This window comes from Pseudomonas sp. CP-1 (assembly GCF_021213715.1).
Taxonomy (GTDB): domain Bacteria; phylum Pseudomonadota; class Gammaproteobacteria; order Pseudomonadales; family Pseudomonadaceae; genus Pseudomonas; species Pseudomonas aeruginosa.
This window is the reverse complement of the sequence record NZ_JAJQKY010000005.1, coordinates 172,124-198,352: the sequence shown is the minus strand read 5'-3', so window position 1 is coordinate 198,352 and position 26,229 is coordinate 172,124. Positions and strand designations below refer to the sequence as shown.

The following is a 26,229-nucleotide window of genomic DNA, read 5'->3' as shown; positions in this document are numbered from 1 at the left end:
TTTTCCATTCAATCCCGTTTCGGGATGGGGAGCGGCCGTGTCGGCGGGTGACGTCAGCAACAGCGAATTCGTGGGTAGCCTGTACCGGGACCACCGCGGCTGGCTGCTTGCCTGGCTGAACCGCAACCTCGGCTGCCGCCAGCGCGCCGAAGACCTCAGCCAGGATACCTTCGTTCGCCTCCTCGGCCGCCCGGAGCTGCCCGGCCTGCGCGAACCGCGCGCGTTCCTGGCGAAGGTGGCGCGCGGCCTGATGATCGACCACTTCCGCCGCGCCGCCCTTGAGCAGGCCTATCTCGCCGAACTGGCGCTGGTTCCGGAAGCGGAGCAGCCTTCGGCCGAAGAGCAGTACCTGATTCTCGAGGATCTCCGCGAGATTGATCGCCTGCTTGGCACGCTGTCGCTGAAGGCGCGCAGCGCGTTTCTCTATAGCCGCCTGGACGGCATGCCCCACGCGGAGATCGCCGAGCGTCTCGGAGTCTCGGTGCCGCGCGTGCGCCAATACCTGGCCCAGGGCCTGCGCCAGTGCTACATCGCCCTCTACGGAGAGCCCCGGTGAACGCCGACGATCGTCATTCGCCGGTACGCGCGCGGGTGCTCGACGAAGCCATCGCCTGGCAATTGCTGCTCGACTCCGGCGAAGCCCATCCCGACGATCACCGCGCCTTCCACCGCTGGTACGCGGCGCATCCCGAACACGAACGCGCCTGGGAACAGCTCGGCGGCCTCGACCGGCACCTGGCGAGAGCCGCCAACGGGCCGGCACGCAACGCCCTGCTGTCCGGCAACGCACGCTTCAAGCGCCGCCTGCGCCGGCTCGGCGGCAGCGCCCTGGGGCTAGTGCTGGCGCTGGGCGTCGGGCTCGGCGTGGCCAACCGCTACGTCCCGGTCCGCTACCTGCTGGCCGATGCCTACAGCGCCACCGGCGAGCAGCGCGAGCTGACCCTCCCGGATGCCACCCATGTGCGCCTGAACAGCCGCAGCGCCATCGACGTCCGCTTCGACGGCGAACGCCGCCAGGTCGTGCTACTGGCCGGCGAGATCCTGGTGGAAACCGCCCATGGCGACCCGCGCCCCTTCGTGGTCAGCAGCGCCGATGGCGACATGCGCGCCCTCGGCACGCGCTTCCTGGTGCGCCGCGAGGAACCCGGCACGCGCCTCACCGTGTTGCAGTCGGCGGTGGCCGCGCGCGCGGAAACGCTCAGCGAAGAGCGTGTGATCAAGGAAGGCCAGCAGGTGCTGATCCTGCCGCAAGGCCTGCAGGCCAGCGAAGCGGCCCCCGCCCTGGCCGGCGCCTGGGCACAAGGCATGCTGGTGGTGGAGAACGCCCGGCTGGCCGACCTGGTGGCGGAACTGGGGCGCTATTCGCCGGCGCTGCTGCAGGTCGACCCGAGCATCGCCGACCTGCGCGTCACCGGCAGTTTCCCGCTGAAGGACACCCGCCTCGCCCTTCAGGCTTTGGAGCCGAGCCTGCCGGTGCGCAGCGTGAGACACAACGCCTGGTGGTTCGAAGTGGTGCCACGCTGAACCGAACGGGCCGGCGAAAAATTTTTCCCGCCGGCCCTATCACTTTTTCCAACTCGTCCGGCAAGGAGGCATTGAGACTCGTTTCCATCCAGGAGCCCCGCACATGCCCCGCCCGACGTTCCGTCCCGGCCTGCTCGCCCTAGCCATCGCCCTCGCCGTTCCCGCACCGTTCCTCCACGCAGCCCCGGCCGAACAGGCCAGCGTGCGCGACTACCGCATCGCCGCCGGGCCGCTGGCAGGCACCCTGAACCGCATCGCGGCCCAGGCCGGCCTGGTCCTCACCCTGGACCCGGCGCTCGCCGAAGGACGCAGCGCCCACGCCGTACAAGGTCGCTTCGACGCGCCCGGCGCATTGCGCGAAGCGCTCAAGGGCAGCGGCCTGGAGCTGGTGGAAAATGCCGGCGGCACCTACAGCCTGCGCAAGGTGCCGGAAGACACCCTGTCGTTGCAGGCGATGACGGTCAGCGGCGCCGAGGAAGACCCACTGGGGCCGACCAGCGGCTACGTGGCCAAGCGCAGCATGACCGGGACCAAGACCGATACGCCGATCCTCGAGACCCCGCGCTCGATCTCGGTGGCGACCCGCCAGCAGATGACCGACCGCGCCGTGCACAACCTCGACGACGCGGTGCGCTACATGCCCGGCGTCGTCGCCAGCAGCTTCGGCAGCGACACCCGCTCCGACTGGTTGAAGGTGCGCGGCTTCAAGCCGACCCAGTTCCTCGACGGCCTGCCGATGGCGGTCGGCGTCTACAACAACCCGAAGCTGGAAACCTGGAACCTGGAGCGTGTCGCCCTGTTGCGCGGCCCGGCCTCCTCGGTCTACGGCCAGACCCCGCCCGGCGGCATGCTCGACATGGTCAGCCTGCGTCCGCAGAACGTCACCAGTCACGAGGTGAAGGCCGAGGTCGGCAACTACAACCACAAGCAGGTCAGCTTCGACAGCACCGGCCCGCTCGACGACGAGGGACGCTTTCTCTATCGCGTCTCCGGCGTGGTGCGCGACAGCAACACCCAGGTCGACCATATCGACGACAAGCGCTACAACATAGCCCCGAGCCTGACCTGGAACATCGACGACGACACCAGGCTGACCTTCCTCGGCCAGTTCAACCGCGACGATACCGGCATCACCAGCCAGTTCCTGCCGCTGCGCGGAACCAAGTACGACGCGCCGTTCGGCAAGGTTTCCCACCACAAGAACCTCGGCGATCCGGACTGGGAATACTACGACCGCACCTACTACTGGCTGGGCTACGCCTTCGAGCGGCGGATCAACGATGTCTGGCAGTTCCGCCAGAACCTGCGCTACCTGCGCAACGACCTGTCGTTCCAGGCGGTTACAGCGGGCACAGCTCATGCCGACGGCACACTGGAACGCAGCACCACCTCGGTGGATGAAGACGTCAGTCAGTTCGTAGTAGATAACAACTTCCAGGCCGACTTCGAAACAGGCGCCCTGCGCCACACCCTGCTGCTAGGCCTGGATCACAACCGCACCGACAATCAATACACATCAATCTTTGGCAGCGCGCCGCCGAGCAACGTCAACAACCCGATCTACGGCCAGCCGATCGTCAAACCGGATCGTTCGACGGCCTTCTACGACTACAAGCAGAAGACCTACCAGACCGGCCTCTACGTCCAGGACCAGATCGCCCTCGACAACTGGCGCCTGACCCTCGGCGGTCGCGAGGACTGGGTGCACACCGGGGCCACCTTCTACAACAAGGGCGACGCCACCAATACCAGCCGCGACAAGAAGTTCAGCGGCAACGCGGCGCTCAGCTACATCTTCGACAATGGCGTGGCGCCCTACATCTCCTATGCGGAGTCGTTCCAGCCCACCACTGGCGCCGATATGAACAGCACCAGTTCGCTGAAGCCGACCGAAGGCAAGCAATGGGAAATCGGTGTGAAGTACCAGCCGGTGGGCTCCGACTCGCTGTTCACCGCCGCGGTCTATGACCTGCGCCAGGAGAACGTCAGCGTGTCGCAGAACATAGGCGGCACGCCGGTCACTTCGCAGACGGGCGAAGTGAAGGTCTCCGGGATAGAGCTGGAAGCCACCAGCAACGTCACCGACAACCTGAAGATGATCGGCGCCTATAGCTACACCGACACCGAAGTGAAAAAAGGCCAGTACGCAGGCAACCGCCTGCAACAGGCGCCGCGCAACCAGGCCTCGCTATGGGCCGACTACACCTGGCACGAGGGGGCGCTGAACGGTTTCAGCGTGGGTGCCGGCGCCCGCTACGTAGGCTCGACCTACGGCGACCAGGCCAACACCTACGACGGCTACGCCGGCTCGTACACCCTGTACGACGCCGCCGTGCGCTACGACCTGGGCCAATTGAACGGCAGCCTGAAAGGCGTCAGCGTGGCGGTCAATGCCAACAATCTGTTCAACAAGGACTACCTGGCGTCCTGCGACGGCTACTACTGCTACTACGGCGACCAGCGCAGCGTGGTGGGCAGCGTCAGCTACAAGTGGTAAGCGACGCGTCACAGGTGCGCAACGGCGGATAACCGCTTCGCGGTTATCCGCCCTACCGCAGAACGTACCTTCCGGGCACCGGATGCCCTCCTCCCGCCTGTGGGAGAGGGCCGGGATATCGGTAGCCGGCGCATCGGGGAGGACCTGCATTCCGGGCGCCGGAGATCGTCGTTCACCCCGCGATCCGACCCCACAGCGCGCTGGCGTCGTCGTGGATCTTGAAACGCGGGAAAGCCAGGGCCTGGTCGTCGCCCTGTTCGATCTCGCGCAACTCGTCGAGCATGGCGCTCACTCCGACGTCCTCGAGGCGCCGCAGCAACTGTTCGTCGGTATAGCGGCGGAAAGGCTCGACCAGCCGGTCGAAGCCGTCGGTCATCAGCACGAAGGAACGCAACGCGGCGAGCGGCAAGGTCTCGCGCTGCACCTGGCCGAGCCAGCGGTCGCTGATGTCCAGCGCCCAGTAGCCCTCGGGCTTGTTCATCAGCAGGCGGTTCTGCCGCACGCGCGGGCGGCTGGCCTTGAACAGTTCGGCGTGATCCCACTGCGGATGTTCCTCGCGCATCCGGCAGAAATGCGCCAGGGATTGCCGATCCAGTTCGTACAGGGCCGAATCGCCGAAGCTGCGTACCTGGCCGTCGGCGCCTTCGACGAGAATCCGGCTGTCGCCGATGTTGAGCAGTTCGATTTCTCCGCCGCGAATCCGCAGCAGGCTCAGGCAGGCCGCCGGCATGTCTTCGAGGTCGTGCCAGTCGCGGCCGCTCTGGGCGCGGAAGTCGCCCTGGATATCGTTGAGCAGGCGCCGCAGCAGGGTCTCGCTGGATTGCTCGGGCTCGACTTCCAGCAGCAACCGCAGGTGCCGGTCCACCGCCTGGGCCAGCCAGCGCGCGTCGCTTTCCACGCCCAGCACGCTGCGACCGATGCTGGTGGCACCGTCGATCACCCAGGCGGCCTGCGCCGTGCAGCCCAGCGCATCGTCGTTCACCGCGCCCCCCGCGCGGCATTCCGCCCCGAGTATTTCCACTGTGGCCATTCGCAGTTCCTCCTATGCTCAATGCGCTGCCAGAATAGCAAGACAGAGCCTTTCCACGTTCCGCTCGTCGTTCCGGGAGAACCGTATGCGTCACCTGCCCTACCCGCTGCTGGGCCTGCTCCTGGCCCTGTCGTCGACCGGCGCCGCCCTGGCCGGCGAACAGTACTACCCGCTGGACAAGGGCTCCGCGCCCTACGCGGTCGCGCCCAGTGCACAGGGTGCGGTCTGGTACGGCGCGGACGGCGGGCATTCGCTGGGGCGCCTCGACCCGACCAGTGGCGAGAGCGTGCAGGTGCCGCTCGGCGAAGGCGCGCGGCCGCGAGCCATCGTCAGCGACGAGAGCGGCAACGCCTGGGTGCTCGACAGTGGCCTCAACGCCATCCTTCGCATCGGCGGCGAGCGCCTGGGCAGCGAACGTTTCCCGCTACCGGCCAAGGCCGCGCCGGCCGGGCTCGAGTCCGCGGTATTCGACGACGACGGGCGCCTCTGGTTCACCGGCAGCCGCGGCTTCCACGGTCGCCTCGACCCAGCCAGGCGCCTGGTGGAGGTCTGGCCCTCGCCCCAGGGCAAGGCGGCGAACGGCATCTGCGTCACCCCGGACGGCGAGGTCTGGTACGCGCAGGACGACGCGCTGGTGCATGTCGATCCGCTCGACGGCAGCGCCGAGCGGTTGCCCGCGCCTGAAGGCACGAAGGCCTTGCGCGGGATCGGCGCCGACTCCATCGGCAGGCTCTGGGCCAGCGACAGCGGTGGCGCCCGGCTGTACCGCTACGATCCCAGCGATGCCTCGTGGCAGAGCTGGCCGCTGCCGGACAGCCAGGCCCGCCCGGACAGCCTGCGGGTCGACGCCATGGACCGTGTCTGGCTGCACGACGCCGCCAGCGGGGCGCTCTTGCGTTTCGACAGTGAGCAGGCGACATTCCGCGTCCTGCCCAGCGACCGGCCGGCGCCCGGCAACGCCCTGCTCGGCGGTCGCCCCGGAGAAACCTGGAGCGCCGAGCCTGCCGCCGATCGTCTGCGCGTCGTCCGCGACTGATCCTTCCAAGGAGCCCGCATGAGCGCTACCCATACGCTGTTCTACGCCGCCGCCTCGCCCTTCGTGCGCAAGGTCCTGGTCCTGCTCCACGAAACCAGCCAACGCGAGCGCGTGGCGCTCGAGGAAGTCACGCCGACGCCGGTCGCGCCCATCCGGCAGCTCAACGCCAGCAACCCGGCCGGCAAGATTCCCGCCCTGCGCCTGCCGGACGGCCAGGTGCTGCACGACAGCCGGGTGATCTGCGACTACTTCGACCAGCAGCACGTCGGCGAACCGCTGATCCCCCGCGAAGGCAGCGCCCGCTGGCGACGCCTGACCATCGCCTCGCTGGCGGACGCCGTCCTCGACGCCGCGGTGCTGACCCGCTACGAGACCTTCGTCCGCCCCGAGGAGAAGCGCTGGGACGCCTGGCTCGAGGCACAGCGGGAAAAGATCGCGCGGTCCCTGGCATGGCTGGAGAGCGACTGCATCGCCGAACTGCAGGCGCGCTTCGACATCGCCGCCATCGGCGTCGCCTGCGCCCTGGGCTATCTCGACCTGCGCCAGCCGGAGTGGGACTGGCGCGGCCGCTACCCGCGACTCGCCGCCTGGTTCGCCGAAGTCAGCCAGCGCCCGTCGATGCAGGCCACCCGCGCCTGACCCCGAGGCCCGCCGACGCCTGCTGCCGCCGCAGACGTTCGGCGCGTTGCAGCCAGGCCGCCGAGGGGCCGGGGAACAGCAGGCCGATCCGCATCGCCAGGCGCTCGCCGTCGCGACGGTCGTCGCGCAGGCCGACATAGCCGTTCATTTCCAGCACACCAGGCGGAACAGCAGCAGGCCCAGCAACAGCGCGCTCTGTCCGAGCCCCATGCAAAGCTCCAGGAAGGAGCGCACGTGCGGATTGCCGGCGGCGCCCTCGATGCCGCTGAGGCCTTCCCAGAATCCGTCCGGCATCAGCACCAGCATGGCGTGGGCCAGGGGCTTGCCGCTGGCGATCCAGTACTCGATCAGGCCGAACTTGCCGAAGAACAGCAGAAAGATCAGGATCACGCCGCTGACCAGCAGGCCGAGGGCGGCACAGAGGGTGAACTCGAAGAACAGGCGCATGCTTTTCCTCCTTGGAAATCGGCGGCGGCCGGCGCCGCCGCCCTCGTCGTCAGGCCCTGGCGGGTACCGCCGGGAGGTCCTTGCGGCCGACCCCGTACCAGTCCAGGCGGCGGGTCAGCACCATCACCGCGGCAAGCACCGCGAACAGCAGCAGCGAGCCCATCAGCAAGGCGTAGTCCTCCGCGCTCAGCAAGCCGTAGAGCAGGCCGTACAGCCCTGCCAGGCCGGCGCTGAAGCCCAGTCCTCGGGCCACGCTGCGCAAGACGAAGCACAGGTAGAAGCCGATCAGGCCGACGCAGGCTCCGGCGGAGACCAGGTAGGCCAGCTCGAAGCCGACATGCTCGGCCAGCGACAGCAGCAGCAGGTAGAAGAACGCCAGCGCCAGGCCGACCAGCGCGTACTGGATCGGGTGTACCGCCAGGCGCTTGAGCACCTCGAAGAGGAAGAAGCCGGCGAAGGTCAGGGTGATGAACAGCAGCGCGTACTTGATCGCGCGGTCGGCCTTCAGGTACTGGTCCACCGGATCGACCAGGCCGACGCCGAAGGCGCGCGCCTGGAAACCGTCGCAGCGCTGCTCCTCCACGCAACTGCGCAGCGCCTCTTCCATGTTGGTGGCGAAGAAGCTGGTCTGCCAGCGCGCGGTGAAGCCCTGGGCGGTGATCTCCCGCTCGCTGGGCAGGAACTCGCCGCCGAAGCTCGGGTGCGGCCAGTCGGCCTTCAGGATGACCTGGCTGTCGCGGCCCACCGGCACGATGTCCAGCCGCTCGCTGCCGAGCAACGACAGGTCGAAGGCGTACTCCAGGCGCTGCGCCTGGCGCCCGTCGACGCCTTGCAGCGGTGCGTGCACACCGCTGCCGAGCAGGCCGACCCGGCTACCCGGTTCGAAGTCGACGCTGGCACCGTTGAGGGACAGGCGCAGGGCATTCTCGATGCCACGGATGTCGCTGATGCCCATCGCCAGGAACGGCGTTTCGAACTGGTAGTCCTCCAGGTCTTCTTCGATGCCATAGTGCGCAGGCACCTGGAAGTAGCCGGCGACCTTGTTGTCGACGTGGTACAGGCGCGCCTGGTAGATGCCACGGTAGCGCAGCTCGGTGCGCATCTGCCCGTCGAGGGCGAAGCGGTCGGGCAGGAAGTACAGCTCGCCGCGCTGCTCGCGCTCCTGCAACACGCGCTTCTCGGTCTTCTCCTCGGTGACCCACTCGCGCACCGTCCTGCGGTACGGCACCACCAGCAGCGGGCCGGTGAGGCGCTGGCTGTAGCTGGAGCTGCGGGCGATATCCTGCAGCACGCCGTCACGAACCTCCTGGCGATCACGGATCAGGCCGTCGATCATCAACAGGGGAATCAGCAATAGCAGGATGAGTAGGGCGATGGCGCCGAGCTTGTAGGCCAGCGTGCGGTTCATGGGGGGACTCTCCGTCGGGGTGATGGCGGAAAGTCTGCGGCGCCGCGATGGCGGGCTTCGGGTCGCCGTGTGGAGAGTTGATGGAGTTTCCGTGGAGACGCCTCAGCCGCGCGGCAGCCAGAGCAGCGCCTCGACGCCGTCGTCGCGGTTGCCGACCTGCAACCGGCCGCCATGCAGTTGCGCCACCTCGGCGACGAAGTTCAGTCCCAGCCCGGTGCTCTTGCGCCCGCTGGCCGGGCGCGGCAGCGAGTAGAAGCGTTCGGTGAGGCGCGCCAGGGCGTAGTCGGGAATCGCCGGCCCCTGGTTGAACAGGCGCAGGGCGATACCCTCGCCGTCGGCCTCGGCGAGCAGGCGAAGGATGCCGCCGGGCGGGGTGAAGTCGAGGGCGTTGTCGAGCAGGTTGGCCAGCGCCTGGCGCAGCAGGAACTGCTCGCCGCGAACCTCGCAGGGACCTTCCAGGCGGTTCTCCACCCGCAATCGCTGGCGCTGGATACGCGCCGCCTGGCCTTCCAGCAAGGACGCGGCGATCTCCCGCAGGTCGACCTTGCCGACCTCCTCCAGGCCTTGCCGCTGCTCCACCTGGGCCAGACTCAGCAGGCGCTCGATCAGTTGTTGCAGGCGCTCGCTCTCGCCGGCGATGTTGCCGACGAAGCGCGCCCGCTGTTCGGCCGGCATCTCGCCGTCGAGCAACTCGGCGGCGCCACGGATCGCCGCCAGCGGGCTCTTCAATTCGTGGGTCAGGGTATGCACGTAGCGCTCGACGTAGTCCTTGCCCTCCAATTGCGTGCGCATGCGCTCCACCGCGTCGGCCAGTTGCGCCATCTCGCCGCCGCGATAGCGCGGCAGCTCGGCGCGGCGCCCCTCGCTGACCGCCTGTGCGTACTGGGTGAGGCGCCGCAGCGCGCCGCTGAGCCACCAGGAGAGCAGGCCGCCGACCAGCAGCCCGAGGGCGATCAGCCCGGCACCGAGCCAGGCCAGGCGCCGCTGCGAGCGGTCGATGTAGGGTTGCAGGCTGCTGTTCGGCTTGGCCACCGAAACCACCCCGATGATCTTCCCGGCATCCTTGATCGGCGCCGCCACGTACATCACCGAGGAATCCGGGTCGTCCGGGTCTTCGCGGCTGGAGCGCGCGCCGTACTGGCCACGGAGGGTCAGGTAGACGTCGTTCCAGCGCGAATAGTCCTGGCCGACGGCCACCCCGGCGGAGTCCAGCAGCACCTTGCCGCTGGCGTCGGTGACGTAGATGCGGTGGTTCACCGCCTCCTTGCGCAAGCCCCAGATATCCGCCTGCGGCACCCGCTTGCCGTAGTCCTCGAGCATCTCCGGCAGGTCGCTCTGCGCCAGGGTGCCGTTCTTCACGTCCTGGCGGAGGATCTCGGCGAGCAGGTTGGCGGTGTCCACCAGGGTTTCCTCGGTGGACTGGCGCACGCCGGGGCGCACTTCGTCCATCACCGTGCTCAGCACGAAGTAGCCGGTGAGACCGACGAACAGGAAGTAGACCAGGAAGATCCGAACGCCGAGCGGCATCAGGCGTGGTCCGGGCTGTAGCTGTAGCCCAGGCCGCGATGGGTCTGGATCGCTTCGCCGCGTTCGTTCACCTGGCGCAGCTTGGCGCGCAGGCTCTTGATGTGGCTGTCGATGTTGCGCTCGTAGCCGGCCTCGCTGGCGACGCCGAGGGCGTCGAGCAACTGCTCGCGGCTGAATACCCGCTCGGGCTGCCCGAGCAGCGTCTGCAACAGGCGGAACTCGTGGCGGGTGAGGTTGAGCGGGGTGTCGCGGTAGTGGATCCGCACGCGCTCCTCGTCGACCTGGAAGGGCCCGCTCGGCGCGACCCCTTCCAGCGCCGCCGGGCGCGGCGCCATGCGCTTGAGGATGGCCTTGACCCGAGCCGCCACCTCGCGCGGGCTGAACGGCTTGACCACGTAGTCGTCGGCGCCGATCTCCAGGCCGACCACGCGGTCGATCTCGGCATCGCGCGCGGTGAGGAAGATCACCGGCACCTCGGAGAACCGCCGCAGGCGCTTGCAGGCCTCGAAACCGCTGATGTCCGGCAGACCGACGTCGAGGATCAGCAGGTCCGCCGGCTGGCGCTCCTGCAACGCCAGCGCCTCGCCGGCGAGGGTCACCCAGGTGGTGGCGAAGCCTTCGGCCTGCAGGGCGTAGAGCAGGGTGTCGGCAATCGCGGCTTCATCTTCGACGATCAGGATATGCGGCATGGTGTGACGGCGGCTGACGGGAATGCCGGAACGGTGCCGCAAGCCGGCGCGCGCGTCAATCGCGCCGCCGGTGGCGTAGGACGCTTACTTGCAGGTGGGCTTGTCGGCGACGAAGCGCTCGGAGGGATCGACCGCGACGTGGAATTTGCGCAAGCCCTTGGTGCCCATCAGGAACGGATAGTTGAAGGCGCTGCGGTCGGTGAGGTTGACCTCGATGGTCTTCATCGCTCCGCCCAGGCAGACCTGCAGGTCGATCACCGGGCGTTCGCTCAGGCGGTCCTCATCCTCGTCCTCGCCGTTGCGGTTGTCGGCGCGGTTCTTGATCTTGCCGATGCGCGCCAGCTTGTGCTCGAACACCGAGCCATCGGCCTCCTTGGTGGCCAGGCGGAAGCGCACCCACTCCTCGCCGTCGCGCTGGAACAACTCGATGTCCTTGGCCGACAGCGAGGAGGTGTAGGCGCCGGTGTCCATCTTCGCCTGCAGGGTGCGGTCCAGCTCCGGCAGGGAGACCCATTCGTAGCGGCCGTAGAGGTTGGGCTCGGCGGCGAGGACCGGCAGGGCGAACAGCGAGAGCAAGGCAAGGGCACGCTTCACGCGGGCATCTCCTGAAGTGATACGAGGTCCACATAGGACTAGCACGGCGCGGTTTCGTTCGCCACGCCGGCGGCTTGGGCGGCGCGGCGCGGATGCGTATGATGGGCCGCGTCGACCCACACCCAGGACAGGGAAACCAACCATGCGGGAACTGTTGACCGGCCTGACCAGCAGCCTTCTGCTGCTTCTCAACACGCTGATCCTGATCGGCCCGATGATGCTGATCGCACTGCTCAAGCTGGTGCTCCCCGGCCAGCGCCTGAAGGATCTCTGCTCCAGGGGCGTGATGTGGATCGCCGAGACCTGGGCGGAGATCGACAAGTGGATCTTCGCCACCTGCACGCCGACGGTCTGGGACGTGCGCGGCGCCGGCGACCTGCGCCAGGACACCTCGTACCTGGTGGTGAGCAACCACCAGTCCTGGGTCGACATCCCCGCCTTGATCCAGGTGTTCAACCGGCGCACCCCGTACTTCAAGTTCTTCCTCAAGAAGGAGCTGATCTGGGTGCCCTTCCTCGGCCTGGCCTGGTGGGCGCTGGAGTATCCGTTCATGAAGCGCTATTCCAAGGCCTTCCTGGAGAAGCACCCGGAACTCAAGGGCAAGGACCTGGAGATCACCAAGGCCGCCTGCGAGAAGTTCAAGCGCATCCCGGTGACCGTGGTGAACTACCTGGAAGGCACGCGCTTCAGCGAGCAGAAGAAGGCCCAGCAACAGTCGCCCTATCGCCACCTGCTCAAGCCCAAGGCCGGCGGGGTGGCCTTCGTCCTCGCCGCGCTGGGCGAGCAGCTGGACGCCCTGCTCGACGTCACCGTGGTCTACCCGAGCGACAAGGTGCCGGGATTCTGGGACCTGCTCTGCGGACGGGTGCCGAAGGTGATCGTCGACATCCAGACCCGGCCGATCGATCCCGCCCTGTGGCAGGGCGACTACGAGAACGACCCGGTGTTCCGCCAGTACGTGCAGGAATGGGTCTCGCGCATGTGGGAAGAAAAGGACGAACGCATCGCCCGCTTGCGGCAACTGCGCTGAAGTACCGGCCGAAGCACACCCATCTCGTAGGGCGAATAACCGCAACGCGGTTATCCGCCGTTTCCACGGAGCGGCGGCGGATAACGCCGAGGGCGTTATTCGCCCTACCGGTGCGGGCAGCGAATACCCGGGCGCCGCACCCACTTCGTAGGGCGGATAACCGCAACGCGGTTATCCGCCGATCCGCTGGCGGCAGATCAGAGCAGCGACGAGCCGCCCGCCTTGCTCACTCCCCAGAGATTGCTCAGGCTGCCCAGCAGCTCGCTGTTGGCGCCCTGCTTGCCGAAGTAGTCGACCAGCACCTGGGCGAACTTCTCGGTCATCCCGCTATCCATGCCCAGGGTGCCGAAGGCCTTGTTCACGTCGCCCATGCTGTCCGCATTGCCGAGCAGCGAACCGAGGCCCTTGCTGTCGCCGCCGCTCTTGCCGAGCACGTTGCCGAGCCCGCCGAGACCGGCCAGGGCGTTGTTGCCGGCCAGCTTGTCGAGGCCGGGGATGGTCTTAACCAGTTGCGAATAATCGTTGCCGGCCAACTGGTTCTTGGCCAGGCCGAGCAGGGCGCCGGTACCGCCGACCGCCTGCTCCTGGCTGACCCCGAGCTGACCGGTGAGTGCGCCGAGCAGACCGCTGGTCTGCGGGGTGGTGGCTACCTGGGCGGAGTCGCCCTGGGACGCCCCGGCGACCGCCTTGGCGGCATCCCCGAGATTGAAGGCGAACGCGGAGGCGGCGCTGAGCAGCAGGGCCGCGGCCAGGGTAGCGTGAGTGGTGACGCGCATCGGCAATTCCTCATGAGATATCGAACGCCCCGGCCGCATTCGCAGGCCGGGGTGAGATTTCGACCGGCCGGCCGGTGCCTTGTTCCCCAACCTTGGTCGGGTCACTTGGCCTTCGGCTTGTCGGCCTTGCCCTTGGCGGCGGCGCCTTTCTTCGCCGCCGGCTTCCTCGCCGCCGTCGCGCGGCCCCTGGGCGTCTCGCCGGCACCGGACTTCTTGCGTGCCGCCGGCTTCGGCGCGGCGCCCTTGCGGTAGCCGACGCCGTCCTTGGCGTCGTAGAAGAAGGTGACCGTCTCGCCCTCCTTCACCTCGCCCTTGAGCATCGCCGTGGCCAGGCGCGTCTCCAGCTGCTGGCGGATCTGCCGCTTCAGTTCGCGGGCGCCGAACTCCGGCTGGTAGGCCTCTTCGGCGAGGTGGCCGACCAGGCTGTCGTCGATGTGCAGGTAGATGTCCTGGGCGTGCGCGGCGCGCTTCACCCGCTCCAGTTGCAGGCGCACGATGTCCTCGATCTGCGCCTTGCTCAACGATTCGAAGACGATCACCTCGTCGAGGCGGTTGAGGAATTCCGGGCGGAAATGCCCGCGCAGGGTAGTCATCAGTTCGCGCTTGAGCTTCTCCGGCGGCTGGGCGAACTCGCCGGCCTGGGCGTTCTTCATGATCAGCTCGGAGCCGAGGTTGCTGGTGGCGATGATGATGGTGTTGGTGAAGTCCACCACGCGCCCCTTGCCGTCGGTCAGGCGGCCGTCGTCGAACACCTGCAGGAGGATGTTGTTGACGTCGGCGTGGGCCTTCTCGATCTCATCGAGCAGGATCACGCTGTACGGCCGCCGGCGCACCCGCTCGGTGAGCTGGCCGCCCTCGTCGTAGCCGACGTAGCCCGGCGGCGCACCGATCAGCCGGGACACCGCGTGGCGCTCCATGTATTCGCTCATGTCGATGCGGATCATCGCGTCTTCGTCGCCGAACACCACCTCGGCCAAGGCCTTGGCCAGCTCGGTCTTGCCCACCCCGGTCGGGCCGAGGAACAGGAAGGTGGCGATCGGCCGGCTGCCCTGGCGCAGCCCGGCGCGGGCCAGGCGCACGGCGTCGCTGACCGCGGTGATCGCTTCCTGCTGGCCGATCACCCGCTGGTGCAGGCGCTCTTCCATCTGCAGGAGCTTCTCGCGCTCCTCGGCGGTCAGTTCGGTGACCGGGATGCCGGTGAGCTTGGAGATGATCTCGGCGATGTCCTCGACCCGCACCTCCTCGGTCTTCGACCCCTGGGTCTGCTGCCAGCGCTCGGTGATCTGCTCGAGGTGTTCCTTGCGTTCCTGGATGCGTTTCTCGAAGACCTTCGCCTCGTCGTACCACTTGCGGCTGGCGGCGTAGTCCTCCTCGCGCTTGAGCTGCGCCAGCTCGGCCTCCAGTTCCTGGATCTCGGCCGGCCGCGAGGTGCTGGCGATGCGCACGCGGGCGGCGGCCTGGTCGATCAGGTCGATGGCCTTGTCCGGCAGGAAGCGGTTGCCGATGTAGCGGTCGGACAGCTCGGCGGCGGCGACGAAGGCCTCGTCGCGGATGGTCACCTTGTGGTGGCCTTCGAGCTTGTCGCGCAGGCCACGGAGGATGGAGATGGTCTGCTCCACCGTCGGCTCGGGGACGAACACCGGCTGGAAGCGCCGCTCCAGCGCGGCGTCCTTCTCGATGTACTTCTGGTACTCGTTGAGGGTGGTGGCGCCGATCAGGTTCATCTCGCCGCGCGCCATCGCCGGCTTCAGCACGTTGGCCACGTCCAGCCCGCCTTCGCCGCCGCCCTGGCCGGCACCGACGATGGTGTGCACCTCGTCGATGAACAGGATGATCTCGCTCTGCGCCGCCTGCAGTTCGTCCATCACCTGCTTGAGGCGTTCCTCGAACTCGCCGCGGTACTTGGCGCCGGCGACCATGGCGTTGATGTTCAGTTCGACCAGGCGCTTGTCGCGCAGCACCTCCGGCACCTCGCCCTGGACCATGCGCTGGGCCAGGCCTTCGACGATGGCGGTCTTGCCGACGCCGGGCTCGCCGATCAGCACCGGGTTGTTCTTCTTGCGCCGGGCGAGCACCTCGATGGTGGTCTCGACTTCCTTCGAGCGGCCGATCACCGGATCGAGCTTGCCTTCGCGGGCCAGCCGGGTCAGGTCGCGGCTGAACTTGTCCAGTTGCGGAGTGTTGCTCGGGCCGTCCACGCGGCCGTCCTCGGCGCCCTTGCCGACCACCTTGACCGCTTTCTGCCGTAGCGCCTGCTCGGTCAGGCCGTACTTCTTCAGGAGCGTCCCGGCGAAGCTGTCCGGCACCGCTGCCAGGCCGAGCAACAGGTGCTCGGGGCCGACATAGCTGTGGCCGAGTTCGCGGGACAGGGCGAAGGCATGCTGCAAGGCGCTCTTCACCCGTGGCGAGATGGTCATGTCCTCGCTCGCCTCGCCCTTGCTGGCGCCGCGCACGGCGTTGGCCTCGATGTACTGCTTGAGGTCGGCCGGCGACAGGCCGAACTGCTTGAGCACCGCCTGCACCACGTCGGCGTCGGCCAGGGCGTAGAGCAGGTGCTCGGTGTCCACTTCGCGCTTGCCGAATTCGGCGGCGACCTGCGCGGCGCGTTGCAGGTACTCGGTGGTCTGCTTGCTGAAGTACTCGGCGATGTCCACCGCCTCCGGCTCGCGGGCGCGCACCGGGGTGACCGGGCTCTGCTCGCCGAAGCCGGAGAAGATCTCGTCGAACGGGCTGCCGCCGCCGAACAGCGACTCCAGCGGCGAGCGCATGCGCTGCTGGCGCATCAACTGGCGGTAGTGCAGTTCGCAGAGGGCGAGTTCGCGGCGCTGGCCGTTCTGTACCAGGCTGACGCGGGCGACGGCGGGACGTTCGTGGCAGATAGCGCAAAGTTCCTGGGCCATGGGAGGGCTCCTGTTTCCACGGAAGGTGGGCTTCGGCGACGGCGGCGGCGACCGGGGTCGCCGAGCGCTGCGTGGAGAACATCGCGACAAGGCGGTGAAGCACGCGCCGTCGAGCATGCAACGCGGGACATGTCCGTGCGATGACGAAGCGCCGGCGTCGCATCCGCAGCCACTGACGGGGTGACTCTTGAGTACTAGCACAGCAGCCGGCGAGCGCCAGCGCTTCGGCTTGACCCAGGACAATGAAAGGCGACCGCTCTGGCCCGCGACTTCCGCGGCAATGCCCGCTGTTCGCCCCGATCCGGTCGTCGGCCGTCCCATCGCGGCGAGAACTTCTCTATGCTTGGGCCCTGTCCGCCCGAGGGAGCCCGTCCATGAGCGAGCCGTTCCAGCTCACCCCCCGCATCGCCCGCCAACTGCCCTGGCTGGTCGCCGTCGCCTTCTTCATGCAAGCCCTCGACGGCACCATCCTCAACACCGCACTACCGAGCATGGCCAGTTCGCTGAACGAAAACCCGCTGCGCATGCAGGCGGTGGTGATCGCCTACCTGCTCACGGTGGCCCTGCTGATACCGGCCTCGGGGTGGATCGCCGACCGTTTCGGCACACGCCGGGTATTCCTCGGCGCGGTACTGCTGTTCAGCCTCGGCTCGTTGCTTTGCGCGCTGTCGCCGAGCCTCGAACTGCTGGTCGGCGCGCGCATCGTACAGGGCGTCGGCGGCGCGCTGATGATGCCGGTGGGACGGCTGGTGATCCTGCGCGTCTACCCGCGCCAGGACCTGGTGCGGGTGCTCAGCTTCGTCACCATTCCCGGCCTGCTCGGCCCGCTGGCGGGACCGACGCTGGGCGGCTGGCTGGTGGAGTACGCCTCCTGGCACTGGATCTTCCTGATCAACCTGCCGGTCGGCCTGCTCGGCTGCCTGATGGCGATGAAGCTGATGCCGGACCTGCGCAGCCCGGTGCCGAGCCGTTTCGACAGCATCGGCTTCCTGCTCTTCGGCGGCTCCATGGTGCTGATCTCCATCGCCCTGGAAGGACTCGGAGAGCTGCACCTGTCGCACCTGCGCGTGGTCCTGCTGCTGATCGGCGGACTGGTCCTGCTCACCGCCTACTGGCTGCGCGCGCTACGCATCGACAAGCCGCTGTTCCCGCCGAGCCTGTTCAAGGCGCGGACCTTCGCCGTCGGCATCCTCGGCAACCTGTTCGCCCGCCTGGGCAGCGGCGCCCTGCCCTTCCTCACCCCGCTGCTGCTGCAGGTGGGACTGGGCTACCCGCCTTCCACCGCGGGCATGACCATGATCCCGCTGGCGCTGTTCGCGATGGTCGCCAAGCCGATGGCCAAGCCACTGCTGGACTTCTTCGGCTATCGCAAGCTGCTGGTCGGCAACACCCTGATCCTCGGCTGCCTGATCGCCGGCTTCGGCCTGGTCGACCAGGACACCCCCTACGTCTGGCTGCTGCTGCACCTGAGCCTGCTCGGCGCGGTGAACTCCCTGCAATTCACGGCGATGAACACCCTCACCCTGATCGACCTGCAGGACAGCAACGCCAGCAGCGGCAACAGCCTGATGTCGGTGGTCGTGCAATTGTCGATCAGCCTTGGCGTGGCTTGCGCGGCGGCGTTGCTGGGCGGTTTCCAGACCGACCTGGATACGGGGCAGGACACCGTACTCGGCGCCTTCCACGCCACCTATGTCAGCGTCGGCCTGATGTCGATGCTGGCCGCAGCGATCTTCTTCCAGCTCGGCAGCGAGGACGGCCGCACCAGCCCACGCCGGGTCGATCCGGAAAAGGACCCGGACCTCTAGCCGGGCTCGCGAGGACGAGGCGCGCCCGCGCAACCTGTGGATGACGGCGCTGATCGTGCTGCCCCGGCTGGCGCTGGCCGCCGGACTGCCGCGCGGGTTCTTCTACTGAGCGGCAAGCGCGCCGCAGGTGGGTTTGCGGGTGAAGGTTCGGGACACGTCGACCGCGCCGAGGTGTTCGAGCGTGCGGCGGCCGAGCAGCACCGGATAGTTCATGTTGCCGCGGTCGCGCAGGGAGAACTGCTCGCGCAGCAGCTTGGCGCCCAGGCAGATGTCCATCGCCACCACCGGACGGCTGTCGCTGCCACCGGCGCCGCGCACCTTGATCAGCCGCAGCACCTTGCGCTCGAAGGTCACGCTGACCGGCGCCTTGCTGTCGGCGGTGGGCAGCACGACATCGAAGCGCACCCAGCGCTCGCCGTCCTTCCTGTAGCGATGGATATTCCTCGCGTCCAGCGACGAGGTCAGCGCGCCGGTATCCAGCTTGGCCTTGGCCTGCATGCGCTCGGGCATCAGCCAGGACTGCTCGATCCAGCCCCAGTGCTCGGTGGCGGCATGGCAGGACGCGGAAGAGAACGACAGCGACAACAGCGCGGCGAAGGCCAGACGACGGGATTGCACAGGCTTCATCGAAACGACTCCGAACGGGACCGGGCCACTCTGGGCGGGAACTCGTCAAGACAGGGTGAACGGCAGGCGAAGACAGTGTGACGGTTTTCTCCGGGCAATAAAAAACCCGGATGCTTCCATCCGGGTTCTTCGGGCTGGGCCCAGGGATCTTAGTTGATCACCTGAACGCGCTCGGCCTGCATGCCTTTCTGGCCTTGTACGACTTCGAAGCTGACCTTCTGGCCTTCGGCCAGGGTCTTGAAGCCGTTACCTTCGATGGCACGGAAGTGAACGAAAACGTCCGGGCCGCTTTCCGGGGTAATGAAGCCGTAGCCTTTGGTTTCGTTGAACCACTTAACGGTGCCGTTCTGACGGGACATTGCAAGTTCTCCTTGGAACTATGGGTATTGATTTAGCCACGAAATCGTAGCCGGTAACTGAGTTGCAAGGAGTTACAAGGAGTCGAGCAGGACGGGCTGGAATTTCCGACCGCATCAGGTCACGATCGACGGCGACCCATGCAAACACAGTGTCAGCACTCTACGACAAAAAACTGAGGAAAGCGAACCTGTATAAAAATACAGAAACGCGCTTTTTTCGTTTTTCGGACGAACGGTACTGGCCAAAGATACATTGCCTGTCGCTGCTGCTCCGGCGGCGATCGCACGCGGCAAGCCGCCGCAGGCTGCTAGACTAGCCGCTCGTATCGCCTGCCGAGCCCTGCCCCGTGACCTCCACCGCTTTCTCCTCGCTGCCGCTTTCCGCGGACCTCCTGGCCAATCTCGACTCCCTCGGTTACCGGGAGATGACGCCGATCCAGGCGCAGAGCCTGCCGCTGATCCTCCAGGGTCACGACCTGATCGCCCAGGCCAAGACCGGCAGCGGCAAGACCGCGGCCTTCGGCCTCGCCCTGCTCAGCCCGCTGAACCCGCGCTACTTCGGCTGCCAGGCGCTGGTGCTGTGCCCGACCCGCGAACTGGCCGACCAGGTCGCCAAGGAGATCCGCCGGCTGGCCCGCGCCGCCGACAACATCAAGGTCCTGACCCTCTGCGGCGGCGTCCCCTACGGCCCGCAGGTGGCTTCGCTGGAGCACGGCGCGCACGTGGTGGTCGGCACCCCGGGGCGCATCCAGGAGCACCTGCGCAAAGGCACCCTGGTCCTCGACGGGCTCAATACCCTAGTCCTCGACGAAGCCGACCGGATGCTCGACATGGGCTTCTACGACAGCATCGCCGAGATCATCGGCCAGCTCCCCGAGCGCCGGCAGACCCTGCTGTTCTCCGCCACCTACCCGGACGGCATCGAGAAGCTGGCGAAGACCTTCATGCGCGATCCGCGACAGGTGAAGGTCGAGTCGCTGCACGCCGACAGCCAGATCGAGCAGCGCTTCTTCGAGATCGATCCGAAGCAGCGCATGGACGCCGTGGCACGCCTGCTCCAGCATTTCCGGCCGCAGTCCTGCGTGGCCTTCTGCCAGACCCGCCAGCAGTGCCAGGAGCTGGCCGACGCACTGAAGGCGCAGCGGATTTCCGCCCTGGCCCTGCACGGCGACCTGGAGCAGCGCGAGCGCGACCAGGTCCTGACGGTGTTCGCCAACCGCAGTTGCAACGTACTGGTGGCCACCGACGTGGCCGCCCGCGGGCTGGACATCGCCGCCCTGGAAACGGTGATCAACGTCGAGCTGGCACGCGACCCGGAGGTCCACATCCATCGCATCGGACGCAGCGGTCGCGCCGGCGAGAAAGGCCTGGCCCTGTCGCTGGTGGCGCCGGCCGAGGCCAGCCGCGCGCAGGCCATCGAGGACCTGCAGAAGCAGCCGCTGGCCTGGTACGCCCTCGGCCAGTTGAAGGCCAGCCCGGAGCCATTGCTGCCGCCGATGAGCACCCTGTGCATCGCCGGCGGACGCAAGGACAAGGTGCGCCCCGGCGACCTGCTCGGTGCCCTCACCGGCGACGCCGGGCTGCCCGGCAGCGCGGTGGGCAAGATCGCCATCTTCGACTTCCAGGCCTTCGTCGCCATCGAGCGCGGCCTCGCCCACCAGGCCCTCAAGCGCCTGAGCGAAGGCAAGATCAAGGGGCGCTCGTTCAAGGTCCGCCTGCTGTAACGCGCCGCCGCTTCGCTCGCCGGGCCCGCTCCGGCGCGCGATATCGCCGCCGGGTAACTTCCGGCGCGGCGACGACGTCTTAGCGTTCGCAGGCACGAAGCCTGCATCCGCCAGATGCCCGGCTCGACCGAGTTGCCCACGGCAGCGTTTCCTGCGACTGCGGCGGGCAGCGGACTTCCAGTCGCGCGAAATCGGCCGATTGAATTAGCCGGACAGGCCACATAGGCTGAACCACGGACCATCGGATAGCACTCCGCCCCATGCCGCCCTCTTCGCTGACACACACGCTCCGCCGCCTCTGGGCCCTCGACAAGTTCGCCTACAGCCTGCGGGTGTTCATCGCCCTGGCCGGCGCCCTGCTGCTGTGCTGGTGGCAGGACCGCATCGAGCTGCTGATCCCGCTGTTCCTCGGGATCATCGCCAGCGCCCTGGCGGAGACCGACGACAACTGGCTCGGCCGCCTGCAAGCGCTGCTGGTGACCCTGCTGTGCTTCAGCGTCGCCGCCTTCGCCGTCGAGTTGCTGTTCCCCTATCCCTGGCTGTTCGTTTCCGGGATGGCGCTGTCGGCGTTCGGCATGATCCTCCTCGGCGCCCTCGGCGAGCGCTATGCGGCGATCGCCTCGGCGACCCTGATCCTCTCGATCTACACCATGATCGGCGTGGACCAGCGCGGTGGTGAGGTCGCCGATGTCTGGCACGAACCGCTGCTGCTGGTGGCCGGGGCGGCCTGGTACGGGCTGCTCTCAGTGCTGTGGAACGCGCTGTTCTCCAACCAGCCGGTGCAGCAGAGTCTTTCCCGCCTGTATTTCGAGCTGGGCGAATACCTGAGGATCAAGTCGAGCCTGTTCGAACCGTTGCGCCAGCTCGACGTGGAGGGCCAGCGCCTCGCCCTGGCACGGCAGAACGGTAAGGTGGTGGTGGCGCTGAACCAGGCCAAGGAGACCATTCTCAACCGCCTCGGCCATGGCCGGCCGGGCCCCAAGGTGAGCCGCTACCTGAAGCTCTATTTCATCGCCCAGGACGTCCATGAGCGCGCCAGTTCCTCGCACTACCCGTACAACCGGCTGGCCGAGGCGTTCTTCCACAGCGACGTGCTGTTCCGCTGCCAGCGCCTGCTCAACCAGCAGGGCAAGGCCTGCCAGGCCCTGGCGCGGGCTATCCGCCTGCGCCAGCCGTTCGACTACGCCGACCGCGAGCTGGCCCTGGAAGACCTCCAGGCCTCGCTCGAACACCTGCGCCAGCAGAGCAACCCGGCCTGGAAGGGCCTGCTTCGCTCGCTCGGCGCCCTGGCCGCCAACCTCACCACGCTGGACCGCAAGCTGGCCGGGGCGAGCAACCCGGACGCCATCGCCGACGAACAGGACAGCGCCCTGCTCGACCGCTCGCCGCGCAGCCTGAAGGACGCCTTCGAGCGCCTGCGCCAGCAGCTCACCCCGACCTCGCTGCTGTTCCGCCACGGCCTGCGCATGGCCCTGGCGCTGACCGCCGGCTACGGCGTGCTGCACTGGATCCATCCGACCCAGGGCTACTGGATACTGCTCACCACGGTGTTCGTCTGCCAGCCCAACTATGGCGCGACCCGCCTGCGCCTGGTGCAGCGGATCCTCGGTACGGTGGTCGGCCTGGTGGTCGGCTGGGCGCTGATCGACCTGTTCCCCAGCCCGCTGGTGCAGTCGCTGTTCGCGGTCGCCGCCGGGGTCGCCTTCTTCGCCACCCGCAGCAGTCGCTATACCCTGGCGACGGCGGCGATCACCCTGCTGGTGCTGTTCTGCTTCAACCAGGTCGGCGATGGCTACGGGCTGATCCTGCCCCGCCTGTTCGATACCTTGCTGGGCAGCCTGATCGCCGGCCTCGCGGTGTTCCTGGTGCTGCCCGATTGGCAGGGCCGCCGGCTCAACCGCATGCTCGCCAACACCCTCGCCTGCAACAGCCGTTACCTGCGGCAGATCATGCAGCAGTACGCCACCGGCAAGCGCGACGACCTCGACTACCGCACCGCCCGGCGCAACGCGCACAACGCCGACGCAGCGCTGTCGACCACCCTGTCGAACATGCTCCTGGAGCCCGGCCACTTCAGGAAGGACGCCGAGATCGGCTTCCGCTTCCTGGTCCTCTCGCACACCCTGCTCAGCTATCTATCCGGTCTCGGCGCGCACCGCGAAAGCCTGCCCGAGGACGCCAGCGACGGCCTCCTGGAGCGCGCCGCCGAGCGGCTCTCCGCCAGCCTCGAGGAAATCGCCGCGAGCCTGGAACAGAAACGCCCGGTCGCCATCTACAGCGAAGAGGAGGAAGCGCTGGCCAAGGAACTGGAGCAGATGCCCGAGGACATGGACGACAGCCATCGCCTGGTACAGACCCAACTGGCGCACATCTGCCGCCAGCTCGCCCCGCTGCGCACCCTGGCCGCGCACTTGCTGAAGAAGGAACTGGCCGGCGCGCAGCCGCTGCCAGGCCAGCCCTAGCGCGCGCCGTAGCGCTCCAGCAGGCGCTGGTAGCTGCCGTCGTCGCGCATGCCGCGGATGGCCAGGTCGAAGCCTTCGACGATCTCGTCATGCCGGGGATTCCTCAGGCTCACCAGCAGGTGCAGGCCGTTCTCGCCAAGCGGGATGGGCAGTACCTCCAGCTTGTCGCGCAAATCGGCCAGTTCGCCCTTGAAGGCGACCCCCAGCGCCAGCTCGTCCTCCACCGCCAGGTCGACCCGCCCCGCCTCGAGCATCCGCGCGGCGTTGGCGAAGCTGGTCACGTTGACCTTCTGCAGACGGCTGTCACGGTCGAATTCGGGCGCGTAGGCATAGTCGCGCACGACCGCGATGCGGTAGGGACGCAGGTCGCTCAGGCGGGAAAACTCGATACCCCGCCCCTTGCGTTGCAGCAGGCGGATGCGGTTGCTCAGGTAGGCGCGGGAAAACTGCCCGTAGAGGCTGCGGGCGGGCTCGTACCAGGCGCTCAGGGCGATGTCGTAGTCGCCGCTGCGCACGCCGTACAGGGCACGCGACCAGGGTACCTGCTGGAAACTCGAGTCGAAGCCGGCGCGCTTGAGCGCGGTGGTCACCAGTTCCACCGCCAGGCCGTTGCCAGGCAGGCGCGAATCGACGAAAGGCGGCCAGGAGTCGCCGACCAGGCGCAGGTTGGCGGCAGGCAGCGCGCAAGGGAGGAGCAATGTCAGCAGCAGGAGTGCGCATCGCAGCATGAAGGAGCGTCCCGGGAGTGGATCGCCACAGCATAGCCATCCCGACCCCGGGCACGCATGTCCCCGTGTCGCGGCTCGATGATATTTCCATCACAAACCGCGCGCGTTCACCTCTCCTCGTCCTCTCCGGCGGCCTTTTCGTTCCGCGGCGCGGCACCTGCGTACTTGCCGCCGAAGAGTTCGATCGGCATCGGGAAGACGATGGTCGAACTCTTGTCGCCGGCGATCGCGCCGAGGGTCTGCATGTAGCGCAACTGCATGGCGCCACTCTGCCGGCCGAGCATCTGCGCCGCCTGCATGAGTTTCTCCGAGGCTTGCAGCTCGCCCTCGGCATGGATCACCTTGGCCCTGCGCTCACGCTCCGCCTCGGCCTGCCGGGCGATGGCGCGGACCATCGATTCGTTGAGATCGACGTGCTTGATTTCCACATTCGCCACCTTGATGCCCCAGGCGTCGGTCTGCGCATCGAGCACTTGCTGGATATCCAGGTTCAGGCGCTCGCGCTCGGCGAGCATCTCGTCCAGTTCGTGCTTGCCCAGCACCGCGCGCAGGGTGGTCTGCGCCAACTGGCTGGTGGCGGCCAGGTAGTTCTCCACCTGGATGATCGCCTTCTGCGGATCGAGCACGCGGAAGTACACCACCGCGTTGACCTTCACCGAAACGTTGTCGCGGGAAATCACATCCTGCGGCGGCACGTCGAGAACGATGGTGCGCAGGTCGATGCGCACCATCTGCTGGATCGCCGGGATCACCAGCACCAGCCCCGGCCCCTTGACCTTCCAGAACCGCCCGAGCTGGAACACCACGCCACGCTCGTACTCGCGGAGGATGCGCAGCGCGCTGAACAGCAGCAGCGCGAGGAACACCAGCAACATCGCCAAACCATAGGAAATACCCATCATCCACCTCCTTCATCGGCCAGCGCGACTTCCAGGAGCAGGCCCTTGCGCGCCAGCACCCAGACCGGCTGGCCCACCGCCAGCGGCCGCGCGGCGAGCACCCGCCAGCGCTCGCCCTGGAGCAGCACCCAGCCTGCGCAGGGTTGTTCGGAATCCACCGCCGCCACCGTCGCCAGGCTGCCGACCAATCCGGCGGTGCCACTTACCACCGCTTGCCGGCGAGTACGCAGGGCCATGCCCAGCAGACCGACGATCAGCGCGGCGCTGAGCAACGCCAGGGCCACCACCAGGCCGGGCGGAATGCCGTAGCCGGGCACCTCGGTATCGATCAGGATCAGCGCGCCGACCACGAACGAGACGATTCCGCCGATGCCGAGCACGCCGAAGCTGGCGACGAACGCCTCGCCCACCATGAACGCCAGGCCCAGCGCGATCAGCGCCAGCCCGGCGTAGTTGACCGGCAGCATCTGCAGGGCGTACAGGCCGAGCAGCAGGCAGATGCCGCCGAGCACGCCGGGCAGCGCCATGCCGGGATTGGCCAGTTCGAAGATCAGCCCGTAGATGCCGATCATCATCAGGATCAGCGCCACACTGGGATCGGTGAGCACCGCCAGCAACCGCGCGCGCCAGTCCGGTGCCTGGCGCTCGACCGTGGCGCCGGCGGTAGCCAGGGTCAGCGCGCGCTCGCCGACGCGCAGGCTGCGGCCGTCGAGCTGGCGCAGCAGGTCGGGCAGGTCGCGGGCCTGCAGGTCGATCACCTTCTGCGCCGCCGCCTCGTGCGCCGCCAGGCTGACCGCCTCGCGCACCGCGCGCTCGGCCCACTCGACGTTGCGCCCGCGCAGTTGCGCGAGGCCACGGATATAGGCGGCGGCGTCGTTGACCTGCTTGCGCGCCATGGGTTCGGCGTCCCGCGCCGGGGGCTTCTCTGCGGGCTTGTCCGGCGTCCCCAGGCGCACCGGGGTGGCAGCGCCGAGGTTGGTGCCCGGCGCCATCGCCGCGATATGGCAGGCATACAGGATGTAGGTGCCGGCGCTCGCCGCCCGCGCCCCGCTGGGCGCGACGAAACCGGCGACCGGCACTTGGCTGGCGAGGATCGCCTTGACGATGCGCCGCATCGATGCGTCCAGGCCGCCGGGCGTGTCCAGTTCCAGCACTACCAGTTGCGCGCCGTCCTCGGCGGCACGCTCGATGCCGCGCACCAGGTAATCGGCGCTGGCCGGGCCGATCGCACCATCCACCGAGAGCACCCGAACCGGCCCGGAGGCCGCGAGACAGGCCGGGCCGGCGAAGCACAGCAACAGCGCCAGCGCGAGCCGGCACGGCATCCCCATATCGACCTCCCCGACCGCCCGGCCGGGCCACCCCGGGACGAAGGTGCTCGTCCCGCGCACCGGGCCGGCAAGCGACCGGCCCCGCCGCGCACTTCTCAGTCTAGTTCAGTGGCTCTCGCCTTCCCCGCGCGTGTCCGGATCGGCAAATCCCTCAACATGCCAACTTTTTAGCGACGAAATGATGGCACTCGCCA

General features: G+C 67.8%; 23 protein-coding genes. 9 read left to right on the top strand and 14 right to left on the bottom strand.

The annotated features are described in order from the left end of the window. The first annotated feature begins 37 nt into the window (after nt 1-37). From LT948_RS12645 to fiuA, 3 genes are all read left to right on the top strand, one after another. Nucleotides 38-556, top strand: coding sequence for an RNA polymerase sigma factor (locus LT948_RS12645; RefSeq protein WP_003084762.1), 519 nt, complete (start codon nt 38-40; stop codon nt 554-556). Beyond that, nucleotides 553-1,524: a FecR domain-containing protein gene (locus LT948_RS12640; protein WP_023092325.1), complete on the top strand. Its 972-nt coding sequence runs from the start codon at nt 553-555 to the stop codon at nt 1,522-1,524. Before LT948_RS12645 ends, LT948_RS12640 begins: the two co-directional genes overlap by 4 nt. 103 nt (nt 1,525-1,627) lie before the next feature. Next, nucleotides 1,628-4,021, top strand: a complete 2,394-nt coding sequence (fiuA, locus tag LT948_RS12635; protein WP_023092324.1) for a TonB-dependent ferrichrome receptor FiuA — start codon at nt 1,628-1,630, stop codon at nt 4,019-4,021. 172 nt (nt 4,022-4,193) lie between these two features. On the opposite strand, the gene LT948_RS12630 is transcribed toward fiuA, so the two are convergent. Then, complete coding sequence (locus LT948_RS12630) at nt 4,194-5,051, bottom strand: PP2C family serine/threonine-protein phosphatase (protein WP_003084748.1); 858 nt, start codon at nt 5,049-5,051, stop codon at nt 4,194-4,196. Between the two features lie 85 nt (nt 5,052-5,136). On the opposite strand from LT948_RS12630, the gene LT948_RS12625 reads away from it, so the two are divergent. Together LT948_RS12625 and LT948_RS12620 are read left to right on the top strand one after the other, a co-directional pair. Then, a complete protein-coding gene (locus LT948_RS12625; protein ID WP_003111755.1) occupies nt 5,137-6,087 on the top strand; it encodes a Vgb family protein in 951 nt (316 codons plus the stop codon). 18 nt (nt 6,088-6,105) lie between these two features. Beyond that, a complete protein-coding gene (locus LT948_RS12620; RefSeq protein ID WP_023092323.1) occupies nt 6,106-6,726 on the top strand; it encodes a glutathione S-transferase family protein in 621 nt (206 codons plus the stop codon). On the opposite strand, the gene LT948_RS12615 is transcribed toward LT948_RS12620, so the two are convergent. The 6 genes from LT948_RS12615 to rloA2 all read right to left on the bottom strand — a co-directional run bounded on the left by LT948_RS12615 (nt 6,689) and on the right by rloA2 (nt 11,391). Then, nucleotides 6,689-6,874 carry a hypothetical protein gene (locus LT948_RS12615; protein WP_023092322.1) on the bottom strand — a complete coding sequence of 62 codons (186 nt, stop codon included), beginning with the start codon at nt 6,872-6,874 and terminating at the stop codon, nt 6,689-6,691. The genes LT948_RS12620 and LT948_RS12615 overlap by 38 nt on opposite strands. Then, nucleotides 6,871-7,173, bottom strand: a complete 303-nt coding sequence (locus LT948_RS12610; RefSeq protein WP_003084737.1) for a hypothetical protein — start codon at nt 7,171-7,173, stop codon at nt 6,871-6,873. The genes LT948_RS12615 and LT948_RS12610 overlap by 4 nt, the downstream gene beginning before the upstream one ends. A 49-nt stretch (nt 7,174-7,222) precedes the next feature. Further along, a complete protein-coding gene (creD, locus tag LT948_RS12605; RefSeq protein WP_023092321.1) occupies nt 7,223-8,581 on the bottom strand; it encodes a cell envelope integrity protein CreD in 1,359 nt (452 codons plus the stop codon). A gap of 102 nt (nt 8,582-8,683) precedes the next feature. Further along, complete coding sequence (gene creC / locus LT948_RS12600; protein ID WP_003084735.1) at nt 8,684-10,108, bottom strand: two-component system sensor histidine kinase CreC; 1,425 nt, start codon at nt 10,106-10,108, stop codon at nt 8,684-8,686. Continuing rightward, nucleotides 10,108-10,797, bottom strand: a complete 690-nt coding sequence (gene creB / locus LT948_RS12595; RefSeq protein ID WP_023092320.1) for a two-component system response regulator CreB — start codon at nt 10,795-10,797, stop codon at nt 10,108-10,110. Before creB ends, creC begins: the two co-directional genes overlap by 1 nt. Before the next feature lie 84 nt (nt 10,798-10,881). Next, nucleotides 10,882-11,391: a retropepsin-like aspartic peptidase RloA2 gene (rloA2, locus tag LT948_RS12590; protein WP_003084733.1), complete on the bottom strand. Its 510-nt coding sequence runs from the start codon at nt 11,389-11,391 to the stop codon at nt 10,882-10,884. Nucleotides 11,392-11,533: 142 nt separating this feature from the next. Here rloA2 and LT948_RS12585 point away from each other — a divergent pair, with 142 nt between their 5' ends. After that, entirely contained in the window at nt 11,534-12,421 is an 888-nt protein-coding gene (locus tag LT948_RS12585; RefSeq protein ID WP_003084727.1) for an acyltransferase, read from the top strand. A gap of 197 nt (nt 12,422-12,618) precedes the next feature. Here the strand turns inward: LT948_RS12585 and LT948_RS12580 are convergent, their stop codons facing one another. Both LT948_RS12580 and clpG read right to left on the bottom strand, forming a co-directional pair. Next, nucleotides 12,619-13,197 carry a DUF2780 domain-containing protein gene (locus LT948_RS12580; RefSeq protein WP_003084725.1) on the bottom strand — a complete coding sequence of 193 codons (579 nt, stop codon included), beginning with the start codon at nt 13,195-13,197 and terminating at the stop codon, nt 12,619-12,621. A 101-nt stretch (nt 13,198-13,298) separates the two neighbouring features. Beyond that, nucleotides 13,299-16,097 (bottom strand): AAA family protein disaggregase ClpG, encoded by a 2,799-nt coding sequence (gene clpG, locus LT948_RS12575; RefSeq protein WP_023092319.1) that lies wholly within the window; start codon nt 16,095-16,097, stop codon nt 13,299-13,301. 374 nt (nt 16,098-16,471) lie between these two features. Between clpG and mdtD the strand changes: the two genes are divergently transcribed. Then, nucleotides 16,472-17,905, top strand: a complete 1,434-nt coding sequence (gene mdtD / locus LT948_RS12570; RefSeq protein ID WP_023092318.1) for a multidrug transporter subunit MdtD — start codon at nt 16,472-16,474, stop codon at nt 17,903-17,905. Nucleotides 17,906-18,007: 102 nt separating this feature from the next. Here mdtD and rloA3 read toward each other — a convergent pair whose 3' ends face one another. Further along, on the bottom strand, nt 18,008-18,532 hold the full coding sequence (gene rloA3, locus LT948_RS12565; protein ID WP_003117916.1) for a retropepsin-like aspartic peptidase RloA3: 525 nt from the start codon (nt 18,530-18,532) through the stop codon (nt 18,008-18,010). Between the two features lie 149 nt (nt 18,533-18,681). Continuing rightward, nucleotides 18,682-18,891, bottom strand: coding sequence for a cold-shock protein (locus LT948_RS12560; protein ID WP_003084710.1), 210 nt, complete (start codon nt 18,889-18,891; stop codon nt 18,682-18,684). A 347-nt stretch (nt 18,892-19,238) separates the two neighbouring features. Between LT948_RS12560 and dbpA the strand changes: the two genes are divergently transcribed. Both dbpA and yccS read left to right on the top strand, forming a co-directional pair. Next, on the top strand, nt 19,239-20,615 hold the full coding sequence (gene dbpA, locus LT948_RS12555; RefSeq protein WP_023092317.1) for an ATP-dependent RNA helicase DbpA: 1,377 nt from the start codon (nt 19,239-19,241) through the stop codon (nt 20,613-20,615). Nucleotides 20,616-20,875: 260 nt separating this feature from the next. Continuing rightward, the gene (gene yccS, locus LT948_RS12550) at nt 20,876-23,077 is read left to right on the top strand and encodes a YccS family putative transporter (RefSeq protein WP_003084700.1); all 2,202 of its coding nucleotides are present in this window, start codon (nt 20,876-20,878) and stop codon (nt 23,075-23,077) included. Here yccS and LT948_RS12545 read toward each other — a convergent pair. The 3 genes from LT948_RS12545 to LT948_RS12535 all read right to left on the bottom strand — a co-directional run bounded on the left by LT948_RS12545 (nt 23,074) and on the right by LT948_RS12535 (nt 26,035). Continuing rightward, nucleotides 23,074-23,805: a substrate-binding periplasmic protein gene (locus LT948_RS12545; RefSeq protein ID WP_003084696.1), complete on the bottom strand. Its 732-nt coding sequence runs from the start codon at nt 23,803-23,805 to the stop codon at nt 23,074-23,076. The genes yccS and LT948_RS12545 overlap by 4 nt on opposite strands. Nucleotides 23,806-23,912: 107 nt before the next feature. Continuing rightward, nucleotides 23,913-24,707 carry a slipin family protein gene (locus LT948_RS12540; RefSeq protein WP_003084693.1) on the bottom strand — a complete coding sequence of 265 codons (795 nt, stop codon included), beginning with the start codon at nt 24,705-24,707 and terminating at the stop codon, nt 23,913-23,915. Further along, a complete protein-coding gene (locus LT948_RS12535; RefSeq protein WP_034074665.1) occupies nt 24,704-26,035 on the bottom strand; it encodes an NfeD family protein in 1,332 nt (443 codons plus the stop codon). Before LT948_RS12535 ends, LT948_RS12540 begins: the two co-directional genes overlap by 4 nt. Nucleotides 26,036-26,229 lie beyond the last annotated feature (194 nt).